The sequence below is a fragment of the Rhodocytophaga rosea genome (assembly GCF_010119975.1).
Classification (GTDB): domain Bacteria; phylum Bacteroidota; class Bacteroidia; order Cytophagales; family 172606-1; genus Rhodocytophaga; species Rhodocytophaga rosea.
On sequence record NZ_CP048222.1, the window covers coordinates 3,134,538 to 3,151,212 of the forward strand.

Below are 16,675 nucleotides of genomic sequence, written 5' to 3' on the forward strand. Positions count from 1 at the left end.
TATTAATTTTCTACTCATTCAGCCATTTAGCCAGGTCAGGATTAAGCAATTCTTTTACTTCAGGAGTATTAATATTTTCGCCAGTAACCAGCATCACACCGGTATCAACTTTTTTCTCGTAGGGTTCTTTTTTTAGAACAGCTACCACCGTTAATACACCTTCGTAGCCCATCTTGAATGGATTTTGTACAGCCAGTCCATGAATTTCGCCATTGTTAATCCCAGCGATCAATGCATCATTGGAGTCAAAACCTACAAATTTTACTTTTTTAGCCCGGCCGGAAGTTTGTAATGCCCGAAGCATGCCCTGGGTAGAAGATTCATTCGGACAATAGATTCCATCTACTTCCGCAAAACGGTTTAACAGGTTTTGTGAAGCCTGAAAAGCTTTTTCCATTGTGGCTCCGGCATATTGGTTAGTGGAGATCAGCTCTATAGTTGGACCATATTCTTTCATACCTTCCAGAAAACCAGCTTCCCGTTCTGCTGTACTGGCAGAACCCTCCTGATAGCGGAGCATAATTACTTTTCCTTTTCCATTCAGCAATTCAGCCAGACGCTTGGCACAAAGTTTTCCTCCCTGCTTATTATCTGTAGCCACAAAACTTGAATATTCTTCTGATTGCAGGCCAGAATCTATAATTACTACCGGAATATTCCGTTTAACAGCAGAACTTACCGGTGTAGCCAGGCTACGGTCGTCTAAAGGAGCCAGTACAATACCGTCTACGCCACGGCTGATAAAATTCTGTACTACCTGGATTTGCATCTGCCGGTCATCCTCTTTTTGTGGTCCCTGCCAGATGATTTCTACCCCTTTTTCCTGGGCTGCCTTCGCTGCACCTGCATGAATAGACTTCCAGAAAGAATGCGTAGAACCTTTGGGGATTACTGCGATTTTCAATTTTGTGGTTTCAGTGGTAGTCATACCTGTACTTTGATCTTCTTTAGGAGAAGAGTTACAACTGAGCAGCAATGTTAAGCTTAGCGTTAAGCTCAGTAAGGCAAAATACTTTTTGAGTTGCATAGAAGAATAATTAGAAATACCAAAGATACGTAAAGCATAAGGCAGGTTTACAGCCTGCCTTATGCTTTCATGAATAAATATAAAAATTGTTTATGGCTATCCGATCAGTTTACATGGAACTTCCAGGGGCAGCTAATTCTGTTCCATCTACATGAGATCCCTTCCGGCTACGTACCCAGAATAACAGGACAGTAAAAGCAATAACCAGAACAATAGGAAAGATTGTCATTGTAAGCAAAACATTTTGACCTACAGCTAATTCAAGCTCATTTCCTGTTAAACCTGCTGCGGTTTGTTCAGCACGCTCATTATCAATCCAATTGCCGATAAATGGATTAAAAATAGAATTTGAAAACATACCCATACCCCCTACAATGGACATACCCAGGGCACCACTTTTTGGAATGCGCTCAGCCACAAAACCGATCATAGTAGGCCAGAAATAACATAAACCAATGGCGTAGATTACGGCAGCAAGGTAAGCCAGCGGACCAGTTACGGTGCTGAACAAATAAATACCAATGAGCGTAAAAATTGCTCCACCCAACAATACACCAGTCTGGTCAAGCCTGTGGATAAGGGGACCACCAAAGTACCGGCCAAATGCCATTAAGAAAGCAACCAAGGCGGCAATATATAATGGTTCAACTCCGCTCTGTGCTAAAACCAACGTATACCATTGCGATGGACCAAATTCAGAGATAGCTGTAAATGCCATTAAGATAGCTATAAATATAAATAGCGGAGTAGCCATTGCCCGTAAGTTCTGAGCTAAAGAAGTAGACTCAGCCACTTTGGCTTTTGGGAATGTTTGCCCGAAGAATAGGAAAGCATAGATCACAGTTGGAATTATAATCACCAATATCTGAGCTTGCCAAGGTAATGCGGCATCGGTCATAAATTTGGAAATCAAAAAGCCCAGAAACAGACTTCCCGGAAACCACATATGAAAGCGGTTCAGCATTTTATTCATTTTTTCTCCTGAATACATATCTGCAATCATCGGATTGCAGGCTGCCTCAGTACAACCATTACCAATGCCAATAAGGAGTGTAGAGATGAGCAATGTTGCAAATCCCCCTGCAAGAAGGGTAAGTAAAATACCCAATGCGTGGCAAACAAAAGCAACCTGCATAATGATTTTTGGACCAATAGAGTAATATACTAAGCCTCCGATGATCATGGAGATAGGAAAGCCTAAAAACCACATGGAATTAATAAAGCCTAATTGCTCAGCTGAAAGTCCGTATTCAGCACCTAATTGTGGTAGTATACCAGCCCGGATACTAAAAGAAAAGCCTGTGGTAATGAGTGCGAAACAACTCCCATAAAATAGGCGATCTGCATTTACAGCTGATGTTTGTGTGCTAATTGCTGTTGCCATAATCAAAAGTTTAGAAAAGGATAGGTTTAAAATGTAGAACTATAGACAAATGATACTATTAAAAGATTTTAAAAAATTAAGTCAATTATATGAATTTTTGATAAATAAACATAGATATTCAATAATTTTATCTATAAAAAATTATCTTTTTCTAATGAGAAAGAAGGAACCATCTATTTATTGCTCTCCATAAAGCTTTATTTGGTAAACAGTTAAGAAAATATCAATTCGTCCAGTAAGCATCAGTTGAGCTATTTTGAGCATATTCATGCCGCCAAAATATTTATAAAAACATTGCTTGAATTTATTCAGGTTATAGATGAACGTAACCAAAGTAAATCAGCGGGCAATTATGGATATAGAAATAATCATATTGCTTACTAAACGCATACTTCATCTGCAACCCCATTTATATCGTACGTAGACTGATTGAAAAGTTCAGTTTTTTCCTATGCTGTCTATAGGAAGAAAGACACTCATCTTCTGAATCAGAAAAAATTAAAATAACTTGCAGGCAGACTACCAGCGTGCCATGATTAAGTTGTTTCAGCGCAATACTGCCTTTTTTCTGCCTTACCTGTTTTTTCTATTAATTGGAGCTATCCTTCAGTTACTTTATTCAAAGGAGGAGATTTTTTTATACATCAATGGCAATTACCATACAGCGGCTGATTATTTCTTCCAGTACCTGACACACATCGGAGATGGAGTTTTTTATGTAGGGGTTATCCTTTTTCTGGCTGCATTTAGCCTTAGAAAAGCCTTGATTGCCTTAGGCTGTTTTATCAGCAGTTCATTATTTTCTCAATTACTAAAAAAGCTTGTTTTTTTGGATGAATTACGCCCTAAAGCATTTTTTGAACACAAAAATATCTCCCTTCACACGATTGAAGGCCTGACCGTTCATTCTTTTAACAGTTTCCCATCCGGACATGCCACCACGGCATTTTCAGTTTTTTGCTTATTGAGCATATTGCTTAAAAATAAACAAATGGGCTATTTGTGGTTTGTATTAGCCTTACTGGCTGCTTATTCGAGAATCTATTTATCACAGCATTTTTTCGCAGATGTATATGCCGGTTCGTTGATAGGAGTTGGTACGACACTGCTTGTCTACTACTGGCTTACTATATATTTTAATAAACGCGACTTTCCATGGCAATCCAAAGGTTTTCTGGATTATATAGACGAAAGAAAAAAGCAGGCGGCTAAATAAAATATCCTTTCCAGCCTACTTTTTTATTAACATACTACCATCTGTTTGTAAGCGCAAGGCAATGTCACAGCAATAAAATTGATTTTTTCGTGTTATTAAAAGATAAATTTTATGCAGTCTGTCGAATTACATTTACTTTTGCAGCTTAAAACGAACACCTGTGAACACTATCCTGAAAGACAAAGAAACCATCTTTGATTTCCAGACATGGAATGCTTCTCTGGCTGAAAATAACCCCAGATACAGGCAGGCACAGCCTTATCCACATATTGTATTAAATAATTTTCTGGAAGAATGGGCGGCTGAGAAAGCGCTCAGTGAATTTCCGGCCGTGAAAGATGCTGGCTGGATTCATTATGTACAGGTAAATGAGAAAAAGCATGGACTTAATAAAATGGATATGCTTCCCCTCTTCATTAAGCAGCTTATTCAGGAACTGAATTCATCACCATTTTTAGAGTTTATAAGCAAACTTACCGGCATAAAAAACCTTGTGCCCGATGATATGCTGGAAGGAGGAGGTCTGCATCAGTCGAAAAGAGGTGGGTTTTTGAATGTTCATGCTGATTTTACTGTACATCCGCATAAACGAAACTGGCGCCGCCGGGTGAATTTGCTTATCTATCTAAATAAAGACTGGAAACCAGATTATAAAGGAGACCTGGAATTATGGGACCGGCAAATGAAAGGACACCAGCAGAAAATCAGCACTGTATTTAACCGCTGTGTTATTTTTAATACAGACGAAGATTCCTACCACCGCTTGCCTGATGCGATTGAGTGTCCGGAAGATATAATGCGCAAGTCGATCGCCTTATATTATTTTACAGAGGAAAAGATTACGCCGAAGCTGCGGCCTACCAATTATCAAGCCCGGCCACAGGATGGCGCTAAATCTGCGTTGATTTATTTAGATAAAAAACTGATTGCCGGATATACATTTATAAAAAGTACCTTTGGTATCAATGATGATTTTGTGAGCCGTATGCTGATTCTGCTGAACAGAAAGAAATATACGTAACACAAAGCAGTTGACAGAAGTTAGCCGGTAGATGCCTGTAGAATAATAGGAAAGGTTAATTGGCTGTATTTGTTGGGCCTATGAATCTGCCTGGGCTTATTTTTATGATATAAATAGCGTAACACCTTTGAATAGCGCTTATTTTTCACTGAAACCCTTAACCCTGTTTTGTCGCCTAAAGTTATATATTCGATCATTATTGGCCTGCTGGCAGCTTTGTTTTTTCTGCCTTTTCTGGGTGGCGTACATTTATTCGACTGGGATGAGATTAATTTTGCGGAATGTGCCCGGGAAATGATCATACTGAAAGATTATCTGCGGATATATATAAACTATGAACCTTTCTGGGAAAAACCCCCTCTATTCATATGGATGCAAGCCTTTTCCATGAAAATATTTGGTGTGGGTGAATATGCAGCGAGGTTTCCCAATGCTGTTTGCGGCATTCTTACCCTTATTGTGCTATTTTTAATTGGGAATAAGCTCTACGATAAAAAATTCGGACTATTCTGGGCTGGCGCTTATGGAGGGTCTATATTACCGCACTTGTATTTTAAGTCTGGTATCATCGATCCGTTTTTTAATCTATTCATCTTTCTGGCGATTTACCTGCTTATTCTTTTTTACTGGAAGAAAGACAGCTATTCCAATATTTTTCTGCCTAAAAATGCCTATTTATACCTGATCAGTGGTGGTATCATTCTGGGCTTAGCTATTCTGACAAAAGGCCCGGCAGCTTATATTATTGTATGCCTGACTTTATTTATTTACTGGATTCTGCAGAAATTCCGGTTCTATATAAATATACTACATTTCCTGTTGTTCACAGTTTCGGCTACCCTTGTCACCCTTATTTGGTATGGGGTAGAAACTGCTGTTCACGGTCCTTTTTTTATTAATGAGTTTTTTACATACCAGTACCGTTTGTTTAGTACGCCTGATGCTGGCCATGCAGGTTTTCCGGGATACCATTTTGTAGTGTTGCTGATTGGTTGTTTTCCGGCATCCATTTTCTGCATCCGGGCATTTGGCAAGCAAGACCAACCGTACATATACCAGCGGGATTTTAGAATATGGATGATCATTCTCTTCTGGGTGGTGCTGATTTTGTTTACCATTGTAAAATCCAAAATTGTCCATTACTCCTCTATGTGTTATTTCCCGCTTACCTACCTGGCAGCACTCACCATGTACCAGATTACCGAGCGGAAAATTGCTTTTACCAACTGGATGAAATATAGCCTGATTGCCATTGGAGGATTATTTTGTTTAGCAACTCTTGTACTCCCTTTTGTGGGAATGAAGGTTGAGCTATTAGCTCCTTTATTTAGCAAGGATCCTTTTGCAAAGGCCAATCTGGCTGCCCATGTAAACTGGACAGGATTTGAATCGATTGCCGGATTATTTCTTTTTCTGGTATTGGGTTTAAGTATCAAATGGCTCTTACAAAAAAAATATGACCAGGGATTTGGAACCCTGTATATCGGAACAGCCATGTTTGTAATGCTTACCCTGATCTTTTTTATAGGCAGGATAGAGCTTTATTCCCAGGGAGCAGCCATACGTTTTTTTGAAAGTTTACAAGGAAAAGATGTATATGTAATTACAGATGGATATAAGAGTTATGCGCAGTTATTCTATAGCCGAAAACCTCCGGTAACCAATCCTAAAAGTTATGATTATGATTGGCTGCTCCGTGGCGATATAGATAAAGATGTCTACTTTGTTACGAAAGTAGACCGGAAAAAAGAACTGGAAACGATGGAAGGTCTGGAAAAACTGGGTAGCGAAAATGGCTTTGTTTTTTACCGCCGGAAAGCTAAGAAATAAGTGGTTTCCAACGCATAATGCCTAATTTGGTAAGCATATAAAATAACGATACTTTCAGCACACCTACGCCATAGGTAACACTTCTGGAAAAATTAATGGAAGAAGCCTCTTCAAAATATTTGGTAGGACAGGTAACTTCTGCAATCTGAAAGCCTTTATAGAAGATCTGCGCAATCATTTCATTATCGAAAATAAAGTCATCGGAATTGTGGCTCAGATCGATACATTGTAGTACTTCTGCAGAAAAAGCCCGGTAGCCAGTATGGTATTCAGATAATTTCTGATTCATCAGCGTATTTTGGGCGAAAGTAAGAAAGCGGTTGGAGATATATTTATACAAAGGCATCCCTCCTTTTAAGGCGCCTTTTCCCAGAATGCGCGAGCCAAACACTACCGGATACAATTCCTGGCCAATAATGGATACCATAGCCGTAATCAGTTTGGGTGTATACTGATAATCCGGATGCAGCATCACCACAATATCAGCACCAAGTTCCATAGCTTTTTTGTAGCACGTTTTCTGGTTTCCTCCATAACCTGTGTTTTTCTCGTGCCGTATCCGGTGAACAATACCTATTCTTCGGCCTACTTCCATTGTATTATCCCGGCTGGCATCATCTACCAGTACGACTTCATCTACAATATCGAAGGGAATTTCGCGGTAGGTTTGTTCTAAAGTGAGGGCTGCATTATAGGCAGGTAATACAATTACTACTTTCTTTCCGTTATACATAGGGCAAAACTAAATAAACTAGAACCTTTTTACAACCAAAATCCTATTATGCCAGTGCATACCATTACAGGCTACAAAAAAATATTCTGAAATATATCTTATAAAAGCCAGGCAGAGTTTCTTATATACGCATAGGATTTGAAAAATTATCTTTTACTTTGTCATATGATATTACTTCTCATGCAGGGAAGGAATATACTCTCATACACGTAGCTGGGTAATGATCTCTAACGAAATTATCTTTTTTAGTGCTTTTTTGGCATTTATTCTGGGAATGCTCCTGCTGGACCTGGGTGTTTTCAGCAGGAAAAATCATATTGTTTCCTTTAAAGAAGCAGGAATCTGGAGTGCCGTATGGATAACTTTTGCCCTTATTTTTTACTTCATCATTCGAACGCATGGTGACTTGATTCATGGCGTTGAGAATTTTGATGACCTGAAAGTAATACAGCAACGGTATGCGGAGGAGATTACCCTATATCCGGATGACTTTGAAAGAAGCCTGGAAAGCTACCGCAGCAACATGGCACTCGAGTTTATTACTGGTTATCTGGTAGAATATGCCTTATCAGTAGATAATATCTTTGTCATCATCATGATTTTTACCTCTTTCGGTGTACGGGAGAAGTACTATAAAAAAGTATTATTCTGGGGCATTTTGGGTGCGTTGATCATGCGCTTCCTTTTCATATTTGCTGCCTCCTCCCTGATTTTGAAAGCCGGATGGGTACTGTACCTGTTTGGGGCATTTTTGGTTTTTACAGGTGTTCAGATGTACCTCAACCGCAATAAAGAAGACAAAATAGAACCACAGGAACATCCGGTAGTAAAGTTTGCGTCCAGGTATTTTGCTGTGGTTCCCAGATATGTGAACGACAGGTTTTTTGTGCGGAAACGCGGAAAACTCATGCTGACTCCCCTGTTTGTAGTGGTACTCATTATCGAATTTACCGACCTTATTTTTGCTGTTGACTCCGTTCCTGCCGTTTTCGCCGTTACTACTGACCCATATGTTGTATTTTTCTCGAACATATTCGCCATTATGGGTCTGCGTTCCATGTTCTTTTTCCTGGCCAATGTTATGCATTTGTTCCACTACCTGAAAGTCGGGCTGGCTGTTTTACTGATGTTTATCGGAACTAAAATGCTGGCACATTCTTACCTGAAGGAAATTGGCTTCAAGACACAATATTCTCTCTATATTATTATTGGCATTCTATTAATTAGTGTATTGGCATCTCTGGTATTTCCAGCCAAACCAAAAGAAGACCCTGAACAATCCTCTGAAAAACCTTCTTCTGCACCAAAAAAAACTATTAAACATTAAAAATACAATCAACAAAAAAGCCTGGTATCACTACGCAGGCTTTTTTGTTGATGAACAGATTAAGCAGTCTATACCTATATAGATACCCTGTATTAGCTATTTTCTTTCTTCAACTCTTCTTCCAGGTTTTTTGAAAGTGTCCGGCACAGATCATCAATGGCTCCAGCCATTTTTTCGTCGCCAGTAGCTGTACGCAACGCATCAGCCATTCCGCTAATGGTTTCTATATAAAAACGTTTCATCTCACCGATTGGCATTTCCTTGGTCCACAGGTCGATTTTCAGGGTATTCTGGTGAAAATGGTCCCACAAGGCAATGGAGATAGCTTTGGTTTCCTCCAGGCCTTCATTCGGATTATCGGTAGCATCCCAGAATATTTTTTCAGGAATATTTTTATTATCTAATTCTATATTGAATATAATTTCTGACTTTTTCATAACAATAATTGCAAGGTTAAAATTTCCTGCTAGTTACGAATCTATTGTTAAAAATAACAGCTTATCAAGTGTACGCTTATATAACTGCCAGAGCTTGATTAAGGCAAATAACCTTTAAATGTCTGGTATTGCGTATTGGCTAAAGGACTAGTATTACAGCCTTCTTCCTGGGCTTTCTGTTTGATGGATTCAATGCGGTTATCAGGATTGGGGTGTGTACTTAAAAACTCAGGTACCGGAGCACCCTCGCCTTCATTCTGTATTTTCTCAAAAAAACCAGCTGCCCCATCCGATTTGTATCCCGTCGGACACAAGTATACGACAGAGGCATCGTCCGCTTCCCGTTCGGCAGCCCGGCTATAACTTAAATTAGCCAGACCTTTCGCAATTTCAGTGGCTACATTCTGGTTGCTCCCCAGCACAACATCCAGCAACAATTGAATCCCGTATTGTTTGGTGAGATTATCAGTGGTATGGCGCTTATCGGCATGGGCAATCTCATGGCCCATTACCCCAGCCAGCTGGTCTTCGGCATCTAAGTATTTAATAAGCCCGGTATACACATAAATATATCCGCCAGGTGTACAAAAGGCATTTAATACTTTATCATCCTGAACAATTTTTACTTGCCAGGCAAATTCTTCTTTATACGCTACCTGGCCTGAATTTAAAATTTTAGAAGTAATGGCTCGTATATACTGGTAAGCTTTTTCATTTTGTCCATTTCTGCCGGTTTCGGGAAGTAAAGGATATCCGGCTGGATTAGCTTCAATTTCAGTACTTACCTGCTTTCCCAGTTCTACGTCTTGTTCTACGCTAAAAACATTGATACTGCCATCTTTATCACAGGCAGGCAGGACAAAAAGAAGCGCACAAGCATATAAATAAATTATGTTTTTCTTAATACTCACTGATACATTCATGTGTTGGATTGTGGACTTTTATCTAATCAATATAAGTTAAACGAAAAGAGCGGCTTTTCTGTTAAATCAAATTTCCGCAAAATTGATAATTTCAACGCTAAGTCAAACAGAATATTTACGAGCGGCCTATTTTCATAACATATTTTATTCCCTTATTTTGCAACGCTTTCCGTATATAAATATTTGCATAATCTGTTGGCTCTTAAGGCCAGCTTCATCATACAAGTATATAATCAATCTAATCATCACTTAACTAAAACATTCCTCCTGTGAATTTAGAAGCCATTTGCAAACAAGTTACTGCTCTGACCAAACAAGTTGGCACGTTTATCTTACAAGAAGCGGCTGCATTCGACATGTCGAAATTGGAATATAAAGGTACCAATAATCTGGTTTCGTATGTTGACAAAGAAGCTGAAAAAGCAATTATCAAAGGCTTATCAGGAATATTGCCCGAAGCCGGCTTTATAGGAGAGGAAGGTACTTCTGAATTCCGTTCCGAAACCACTAACTGGATTATTGATCCGCTGGATGGCACCACCAATTTTATACACAAACTTCCTCCGTTTGCCATCAGCATTGGTTTGTTACACAAAGGCGAACTGCTGGTAGGGGTTGTACATGAATTAAATCTGGACGAATGTTTTTATGCCTGGAAAGGGGGCGGTGCTTTCTGTAACGGTAAACCAATTAAAGTATCGCCAGCTACCAAATTAGCTGATAGCCTGATTGCTACCGGCTTTCCCTATGACACCTCTGGCAAAATGGAGACCTATATCTCTATTCTCAAAGAGTTTATGCACCGCTCGCATGGCGTACGCCGACTAGGCTCAGCAGCTACCGATTTGGCCTATGTGGCTTGTGGGCGTTTTGAATCATTTTATGAATTTAATCTCAATGCCTGGGATGTAGCCGGTGGTATCCTTCTGGTGCAGGAGGCAGGAGGTAAAGTAACTGATTTTGCAGGGGGAGAAGATTATATTTTTAGCGGTAGGGTAATTGCTTCCGGACATATCGGACAGGAAATGCTCGATGTAATTAAGCTGCACTGGAAATAAGCTGTATCGAACTAACCTACATACTCTAAATGATCGTAGCGGAATCCGGCAATGTACATTGCCGGATTTTGTTGTCTAGAGCGTTATAGTTTTATAAGTAAACATACCCCCAATTGAAGTTTCTCCCTGTATTTTCATTTTTTGACTGTATTCAGGCTTTGTTTACCTTTTGTTTACCTGGTTTTAAGTCCATGTCCACGACTTGTATACACTATATTATTGCAAGCCTTTTTCCTATCCCCTTACTTTGCTTCCATAATTCATATCGGCTGCTACAATCCATTGAAAATAATTTAATTTCTTAAGAATTTACCACTATGACCGACAGACAGATATTACTGGTCAAACATTCATGGAGTTTTGTTATTATCCGCTCAGAAGAGGCAGGAGAGCTTTTTTATAACAAACTATTCGAACTTCATCCGGAGCTAAGACCCATGTTTAAAAATGACCTGGTATTCCAGGCGAAAAAGCTAATCGCTATGGTTACTGTAATGATCACCAAACTCCAGAAAATGGATGATATTATGCCTGAAATACATGCTCTGGCCCAACGGCATGTAGGATACGGAACCAGGCCCGAACATTATGCGGTGGTAGGAAAAGCCCTGGTATGGATGCTGGAGCAAGGCTTAGGCAACCGCTGGACGGACGAAACCCGAGTAGCCTGGGAAACATGGTATAATCAACTGGCCAAAGCCATGATTGAAGCAACAGAGCAGCCAGGTTCCTACATTTCTCCATTTAAACCTGTTGAATCTAGCAATGCCTCCGAATAAAGCTCCGGGGTTAACTCAATTAGTAAAATCACCAGATTTCCTATTGCTGTAAAAGCATATATAAATTCCTTTTGCTGAATGTGTTAGCAATAAGGAAACAGCTCCATACACTTTACGGACTGATTATCCATTTATTTTCCCATCCAACCATTTTGTTGCCATATTTTCGGTTACGATTTGCAAAAAAAACAATTAACACACACTATGAGAAACAGATCATTCAATTTTACACAAGTTTTCGGCTCTATTTTCACTCTGGTAGGCCTGGTTTTGCTGACGGTTTGTGTAATTAGTTATTATAATGAGCAACAATTCCTCAATAAAGCAATTAGTTCTTCAGGTATAGTAACACAATTGGGTGAAAGCAGAAGTTCTAAAGGCAGTTCAACGTATTATCCCATCGTTGAATTTACAGATCAAACCGGTAAAAAAACAATTTTTAGTTCCAGCTATAGTTCAAGTCCGCCAGCCTATGAAGTAGGAGAAACGGTAGAAGTATTATATGAGCCAGGAAAACCTTCGCAAGCAGAAATCAAAGGTTTCTTTTCACAATGGCTGGCTGCCCTGATTACTGGTTTTCTGGGCATGATATTCAGCACAATCGGTCTGGCCAATTTGTTTGCAGCCAGCAGAACAAGAAAAAAAGACGCATGGCTGCTGAATAATGGCCGGAAAATCGAGACTCAATTGCAATCAGTAGCTAAAAATACGAATGTTAGGGTGAATGGCCGCTCTCCATTTGTGGTATATTCTCAATGGCTCAATCCACATACGCAGCAAGTACATGTATTCAAGAGCGCCTCGATCTGGTACGACCCTTCCGAATATATTTCGAATCAGAAGGTGCCAGTATGGGTAGATCCTAACAATTATAAAAGATACCGGGTTGACCTTTCTTTTTTGCCTGAAATAAGTAACTAAACTATAAAACTGATACTAAAAAAATAAAATCAATGCTAAAGCCATGAATAAAGAATTAATGTATGCCGGGAGGCCCTATTTGTGGGCATTATACTATGCCTTATTTATATTAGTTATCCTGAATTTTATCTCAGGCTTCCGCTTTGTGTCTATAGGAATTATCTTTCTGATTCCCTTATTACTTAAATCGTATGCGGGCAATAAATTAGTAATGGACTTTTTTTTCCGGAATAAAAGCAAAGAAAAACTGCCTCAGTATAAAAAACAGATCAAGCTGAATAGTGCAATTGTCGGAGGTTTGTTAGTAATGGATATACTCTTGCTGGTAAACTTACCGGAAGTATTCAAGCAGACCTACACACTGTCAGCATTTGTGTTATTCTTATTTGTTTGCGGATTTTGTATCATGAGCCGGTGGAACACTAATATTACAGACACCTATGCAACAGAAAATGCTTCTACAGATATATAACCCAGATAAAAAGTTTCAACATATACTGACTTAACAAAAATTAGGCTTGTGTAAATAAAAAAATTGACGGATATTTTGCAAGGTATTTAAAGCAGTCAACCTTGATACATGTCTTTACTTTTATTCTTTGCGGAATACTAACCATGAGTATACACGAAAACACGCCTCCGGTACATCCCGCCGATCCATTAACAATTAAGAAGACTTCAGATTTTACGATTACAGGCGATGGAACAGCTTCAAACTGGCAACAAACCGACTGGGTAACTATTCCGGTCAGACAAAATCTGGATAACCCTCATGCAACCAGAATAAAAATATTGTACTCAGAAAAAGGAATGTATTTTCTATTTCTCTGTGAAGACACTAAGCTGACTTCTACCATTACGGAAGATTTTGGTGATTTGTATAATGAGGATGTAGTAGAAGTATTCTTATGGACAGACGAAAAACATCCTATTTATTTTGAATATGAAGTGTCGCCGCTTAATTATGAACTCCCGATTATAGTGCCCAACAATGGTAGAAATTTTTTTGGATGGCGGCCCTGGAAATACGAAGGCGACCGGAAAACTCAGCATCAAACCAGTGTGCAAGGCGGTAAAAAGGAAAGTAATGCAACAGTGAAAAGCTGGATGGCAGAGTTCTTTATTCCTTATACACTGCTCTCACCACTCAACAATGTTCCGCCCAAAAGCCAGACTAAGTGGCGGGCTAATTTTTACCGCATCGATTACGACGATAAGAAATATACCACCTGGCAATGGCAACCCACCAGCGGCAGTTTCCATGAGTACCAGAAATACGGCACTATTGTATTTGAGTAGTTAAATATTTTTCAAGTTATACTAGATAGTGAATTATTCGAAGGAGATAATTCACCATTTATACCTAGATATTTTTAATTTGAGTTTGAATCTTTATAAACAGTTATGCAGGCGTTAGGGTTAGTACAAGTAGTTAATAATATGGGCTGAATCCTGTATAATCTTTATGTTTAATGTGGTAAGCCTTATCAGAATTCCAAAAGTCATTATTTAAACTAAATTCGGTAGTTGGTAAAAACACAGATTCGAAATGCTTTTCTTCAATGATTTTACAACTACACAGGCTTGTTTTGATTGCTGTTGCCGAAATAGTTACTTTTTCATTTAACAACTTACTAAATCCATTTTTCTTCTTTATAACCTGAATAAGCTTACTATTCTTCTTAAGAAATTTCCTTAAATTTTCTTGTTTATTATTAAATTCATCAGTGAATTCGAATTTTGATTCATCAGTTAAAGTATAAAATCTGGCATCTCTTCCTTCGCAACAGTCATCATAAGAACTACTTGGATAAAACAATCGTAAAAAAAGGGGCGAGAAATTAAATTCATATTCTTCATTCAAGGTATCAGATGCTGCAATCCAATAATAAATCTCTCCTGGGTGTAAAGGGTCTTTTCTCTCAATGTTTACTATTAATACTATGTATTCCTTTTCACTCAGGTTTTGAGCTTTTCCGTTAAAACTTATAAACAATAAAGATACAAACGATAGTTTTTTAACAATTCCCATTATTCATTTATAATGTGCGCTAATGTTATTGGTTTAGATTTAAACTGACATGTCTTAGAGAAATATTGTTGATTTACACCAACAACTTTCAACCAAAAATACTAGAGCTACTTTGCTGATAACATCGGAAACATTCTTCGGATATCCTCATCCGTTGGCCGGGCACCATATTCACAAATTTCGAAAGCTTCGGCATGTTGAACCTGGGCAGCTTTACCGGAGCCATACCATTTTTCCAGCGATTGCCTTACTTCTGGTGTAATGGGAACAGCTCTGGTCTGGGCCAGCCATTTTTCACGGTCTGCTTTATTTTTTGGTACCTGATCCAGATGCTGTCCAATCCAAGGAAGCCATTCATACATTTGAGACACATGTGCGTCCATGGCATGTATTTTCTGAGTAAATACGCTGCTTATATCGACTGCAATATCCGGCCGGAAAGGATTTGGCCGCTGAAATCCATCCTGGTAATAGAGAAATACCGGATTTTTTTTCAAAGGAGGTGTATCTGGTGCTACATTAGGAACTGCCACCATATAAGAAGCATCCTGTACCAGAATCCCAGTGTACCGGTGATCCGGGTGATAGTCGTTGGGACGGGGGGCAATTACTACATCCGCATTCCACTCCCGGATTTTTCTGATAATCTGTAAACGCACTTTTAAATCTGGCATCAGCTCGCCATCGTGGTTATCTAATACATCATAGGTAACACCAAACCGTTTTCCGGCTTCCTGGGCTTCGGCTAGCCTGCGTTTAGCCAGTGAAGCTCCCTTATCTGCCTGATGACCTGCATCCCCATTGGTAACTGATACAAATTTTACAGCATACCCCATTGAGGCAAAAAGAATAGCGGTTCCCCCACCCTTCATGTCGCAGTCATCCGGATGAGCGCCTATCATAATAATCCTTACTTTCTCCGGTTGAGCCTGGGCAGCCAGAACATGGATCATTCCTATACATAACAACAAGACAAAACCATTCGCAACCACAGTTGTTGTCCGTAACAATAGAGTAAGATATCTTTTCATATGTGATAAAGGTTGGTTGGCTACAAATGTCAAAAAGTTACACAATATCAGGCAGTATGAAAACTTTTACAGTTTTTAATTTACTTATAAACTGCAATCCGGATATTGCAGGAAGAATTTGGAGGATTATAGCCGGGATTAGTTAGCCCTTCATCTATTTTTATCGTTTTTATAGTACTTATTAAAAGTTTATACATGGCACAGGCAAAAACATCCCCTCCACAACCACAGGCAGCTAAAGAAGAAAGGTATTTTCTGGAAGGCCCCAAATCCAGGCGGAGAGAATTATTTTTTATATGGGAAGTAGTCAAAGAATTTATCAGAGGCTTCCGGGTATTTCATTTTGTAGGCCCTTGCGTATCTGTATTTGGCTCTGCCAGGGTATTACCCGATTCTCCTTTTTATGAACTCACCAGGAAAGTAGGTGCCGGATTGAGCCGGCTGGGTTTTACTATTATGACTGGAGGCGGACCAGGTATTATGGAAGCTGCGAACAGAGGAGCCAGAGAAGCTGGTGGCCGTTCAGTAGGTTGTAATATTTTGCTTGCTAAAGAACAACAGCCCAATCCATATCTGGATAAATGGTTTCTATGCAAATACTTTTTTGTGCGTAAAGTGCTGATGTTTAAATATTCCTATGCTTTTATAATTATGCCTGGTGGTATGGGCACAATGGACGAGCTGTTTGAAGCACTTACATTAATCCAGACCAAAAAAGCCCTGGATTTTCCGGTAGTGGTAATGGGCACTGAATACTGGCGCAACTTACTCGACCTGCTCAATGATATGGCTCACTCCGGCATGATAGACAAAAACGACCTGAATCTATTATTATTTACCGATTCTGTGGAAGAAGCCATGCAACACATTCAGGTAAATGCCATTGATGAGTTTAAACTTAAGAAGATCAAGCCATATAAGCGTTATAAAGTGCTGGGAGAAAATTAAATGTTCAT

17 protein-coding genes are annotated in these 16,675 nt (G+C 39.2%); 10 read left to right on the forward strand and 7 right to left on the reverse strand.

The genetic code is table 11. The features are described 5' to 3' along the window. Window positions 1-10: 10 nt before the first annotated feature. Both GXP67_RS13165 and GXP67_RS13170 read right to left on the reverse strand, forming a co-directional pair. Complete coding sequence (locus tag GXP67_RS13165) at window positions 11-1,027, reverse strand: ABC transporter substrate-binding protein (RefSeq protein ID WP_162443534.1); 1,017 nt, start codon at window positions 1,025-1,027, stop codon at window positions 11-13. A 109-nt stretch (window positions 1,028-1,136) separates the two neighbouring features. Beyond that, complete coding sequence (locus tag GXP67_RS13170; protein ID WP_162443535.1) at window positions 1,137-2,411, reverse strand: MFS transporter; 1,275 nt, start codon at window positions 2,409-2,411, stop codon at window positions 1,137-1,139. Between the two features lie 532 nt (window positions 2,412-2,943). On the opposite strand from GXP67_RS13170, the gene GXP67_RS13175 reads away from it, so the two are divergent. The 3 genes from GXP67_RS13175 to GXP67_RS13185 all read left to right on the forward strand — a co-directional run bounded on the left by GXP67_RS13175 (window position 2,944) and on the right by GXP67_RS13185 (window position 6,478). Further along, complete coding sequence (locus tag GXP67_RS13175) at window positions 2,944-3,627, forward strand: phosphatase PAP2 family protein (protein ID WP_162443536.1); 684 nt, start codon at window positions 2,944-2,946, stop codon at window positions 3,625-3,627. A 160-nt stretch (window positions 3,628-3,787) separates the two neighbouring features. Further along, a complete protein-coding gene (locus GXP67_RS13180; RefSeq protein ID WP_232065198.1) occupies window positions 3,788-4,648 on the forward strand; it encodes a 2OG-Fe(II) oxygenase in 861 nt (286 codons plus the stop codon). A 168-nt stretch (window positions 4,649-4,816) separates the two neighbouring features. After that, the gene (locus GXP67_RS13185; protein ID WP_162443537.1) at window positions 4,817-6,478 is read left to right on the forward strand and encodes an ArnT family glycosyltransferase; all 1,662 of its coding nucleotides are present in this window, start codon (window positions 4,817-4,819) and stop codon (window positions 6,476-6,478) included. Here GXP67_RS13185 and GXP67_RS13190 read toward each other — a convergent pair. Further along, window positions 6,468-7,211, reverse strand: a complete 744-nt coding sequence (locus tag GXP67_RS13190; protein WP_162443538.1) for a glycosyltransferase family 2 protein — start codon at window positions 7,209-7,211, stop codon at window positions 6,468-6,470. The genes GXP67_RS13185 and GXP67_RS13190 overlap by 11 nt on opposite strands. A 220-nt stretch (window positions 7,212-7,431) precedes the next feature. On the opposite strand from GXP67_RS13190, the gene GXP67_RS13195 reads away from it, so the two are divergent. Next, window positions 7,432-8,538 carry a TerC/Alx family metal homeostasis membrane protein gene (locus GXP67_RS13195; RefSeq protein ID WP_162443539.1) on the forward strand — a complete coding sequence of 369 codons (1,107 nt, stop codon included), beginning with the start codon at window positions 7,432-7,434 and terminating at the stop codon, window positions 8,536-8,538. Between the two features lie 92 nt (window positions 8,539-8,630). Here GXP67_RS13195 and gldC read toward each other — a convergent pair whose 3' ends face one another. Together gldC and GXP67_RS13205 are read right to left on the reverse strand one after the other, a co-directional pair. Then, complete coding sequence (gldC, locus tag GXP67_RS13200; protein ID WP_162443540.1) at window positions 8,631-8,975, reverse strand: gliding motility protein GldC; 345 nt, start codon at window positions 8,973-8,975, stop codon at window positions 8,631-8,633. Window positions 8,976-9,073: 98 nt separating this feature from the next. After that, window positions 9,074-9,898: a M48 family metalloprotease gene (locus tag GXP67_RS13205; protein ID WP_162443541.1), complete on the reverse strand. Its 825-nt coding sequence runs from the start codon at window positions 9,896-9,898 to the stop codon at window positions 9,074-9,076. 269 nt (window positions 9,899-10,167) lie between these two features. Here GXP67_RS13205 and GXP67_RS13210 point away from each other — a divergent pair, with 269 nt between their 5' ends. The 5 genes from GXP67_RS13210 (at window position 10,168) to GXP67_RS13230 (ending at window position 13,955) form a co-directional block, all read left to right on the forward strand. Beyond that, window positions 10,168-10,956, forward strand: coding sequence for an inositol monophosphatase family protein (locus tag GXP67_RS13210; protein WP_162443542.1), 789 nt, complete (start codon window positions 10,168-10,170; stop codon window positions 10,954-10,956). A gap of 317 nt (window positions 10,957-11,273) precedes the next feature. Continuing rightward, complete coding sequence (locus GXP67_RS13215) at window positions 11,274-11,735, forward strand: globin family protein (RefSeq protein WP_162443543.1); 462 nt, start codon at window positions 11,274-11,276, stop codon at window positions 11,733-11,735. A 204-nt stretch (window positions 11,736-11,939) separates the two neighbouring features. Then, the gene (locus GXP67_RS13220) at window positions 11,940-12,656 is read left to right on the forward strand and encodes a DUF3592 domain-containing protein (protein WP_162443544.1); all 717 of its coding nucleotides are present in this window, start codon (window positions 11,940-11,942) and stop codon (window positions 12,654-12,656) included. Window positions 12,657-12,699: 43 nt separating this feature from the next. Further along, window positions 12,700-13,128: a hypothetical protein gene (locus GXP67_RS13225; RefSeq protein ID WP_162443545.1), complete on the forward strand. Its 429-nt coding sequence runs from the start codon at window positions 12,700-12,702 to the stop codon at window positions 13,126-13,128. A gap of 143 nt (window positions 13,129-13,271) precedes the next feature. Continuing rightward, window positions 13,272-13,955 (forward strand): carbohydrate-binding family 9-like protein, encoded by a 684-nt coding sequence (locus GXP67_RS13230; RefSeq protein WP_162443546.1) that lies wholly within the window; start codon window positions 13,272-13,274, stop codon window positions 13,953-13,955. 133 nt (window positions 13,956-14,088) lie between these two features. On the opposite strand, the gene GXP67_RS13235 is transcribed toward GXP67_RS13230, so the two are convergent. Both GXP67_RS13235 and GXP67_RS13240 read right to left on the reverse strand, forming a co-directional pair. Then, entirely contained in the window at window positions 14,089-14,688 is a 600-nt protein-coding gene (locus GXP67_RS13235) for a hypothetical protein (RefSeq protein WP_162443547.1), read from the reverse strand. 107 nt (window positions 14,689-14,795) lie between these two features. Then, the gene (locus GXP67_RS13240) at window positions 14,796-15,719 is read right to left on the reverse strand and encodes a PIG-L deacetylase family protein (protein WP_232065200.1); all 924 of its coding nucleotides are present in this window, start codon (window positions 15,717-15,719) and stop codon (window positions 14,796-14,798) included. Window positions 15,720-15,914: 195 nt separating this feature from the next. Here GXP67_RS13240 and GXP67_RS13245 point away from each other — a divergent pair, with 195 nt between their 5' ends. Next, complete coding sequence (locus GXP67_RS13245) at window positions 15,915-16,667, forward strand: LOG family protein (protein WP_162443548.1); 753 nt, start codon at window positions 15,915-15,917, stop codon at window positions 16,665-16,667. Window positions 16,668-16,675 lie beyond the last annotated feature (8 nt).

Excerpts from the sequence above, each read along its gene's own strand:
- GXP67_RS13165 (WP_162443534.1), bottom strand. The coding sequence starts at position 1,027 with ATGCAACTCAAAAAGTATTTTGCCTTACTGAGCTTAACGCTAAGCTTA.
- GXP67_RS13170 (WP_162443535.1), bottom strand. The coding sequence starts at position 2,411 with ATGGCAACAGCAATTAGCACACAAACATCAGCTGTAAATGCAGATCGC.
- GXP67_RS13175 (WP_162443536.1), top strand. The coding sequence starts at position 2,944 with ATGATTAAGTTGTTTCAGCGCAATACTGCCTTTTTTCTGCCTTACCTG.
- GXP67_RS13190 (WP_162443538.1), bottom strand. The coding sequence starts at position 7,211 with ATGTATAACGGAAAGAAAGTAGTAATTGTATTACCTGCCTATAATGCA.
- GXP67_RS13195 (WP_162443539.1), top strand. The coding sequence starts at position 7,432 with ATGATCTCTAACGAAATTATCTTTTTTAGTGCTTTTTTGGCATTTATT.
- gldC (WP_162443540.1), bottom strand. The coding sequence starts at position 8,975 with ATGAAAAAGTCAGAAATTATATTCAATATAGAATTAGATAATAAAAAT.
- GXP67_RS13205 (WP_162443541.1), bottom strand. The coding sequence starts at position 9,898 with ATGAATGTATCAGTGAGTATTAAGAAAAACATAATTTATTTATATGCT.
- GXP67_RS13215 (WP_162443543.1), top strand. The coding sequence starts at position 11,274 with ATGACCGACAGACAGATATTACTGGTCAAACATTCATGGAGTTTTGTT.
- GXP67_RS13220 (WP_162443544.1), top strand. The coding sequence starts at position 11,940 with ATGAGAAACAGATCATTCAATTTTACACAAGTTTTCGGCTCTATTTTC.
- GXP67_RS13225 (WP_162443545.1), top strand. The coding sequence starts at position 12,700 with ATGAATAAAGAATTAATGTATGCCGGGAGGCCCTATTTGTGGGCATTA.
- GXP67_RS13230 (WP_162443546.1), top strand. The coding sequence starts at position 13,272 with ATGAGTATACACGAAAACACGCCTCCGGTACATCCCGCCGATCCATTA.
- GXP67_RS13235 (WP_162443547.1), bottom strand. The coding sequence starts at position 14,688 with ATGGGAATTGTTAAAAAACTATCGTTTGTATCTTTATTGTTTATAAGT.
- GXP67_RS13240 (WP_232065200.1), bottom strand. The coding sequence starts at position 15,719 with ATGAAAAGATATCTTACTCTATTGTTACGGACAACAACTGTGGTTGCG.
- GXP67_RS13245 (WP_162443548.1), top strand. The coding sequence starts at position 15,915 with ATGGCACAGGCAAAAACATCCCCTCCACAACCACAGGCAGCTAAAGAA.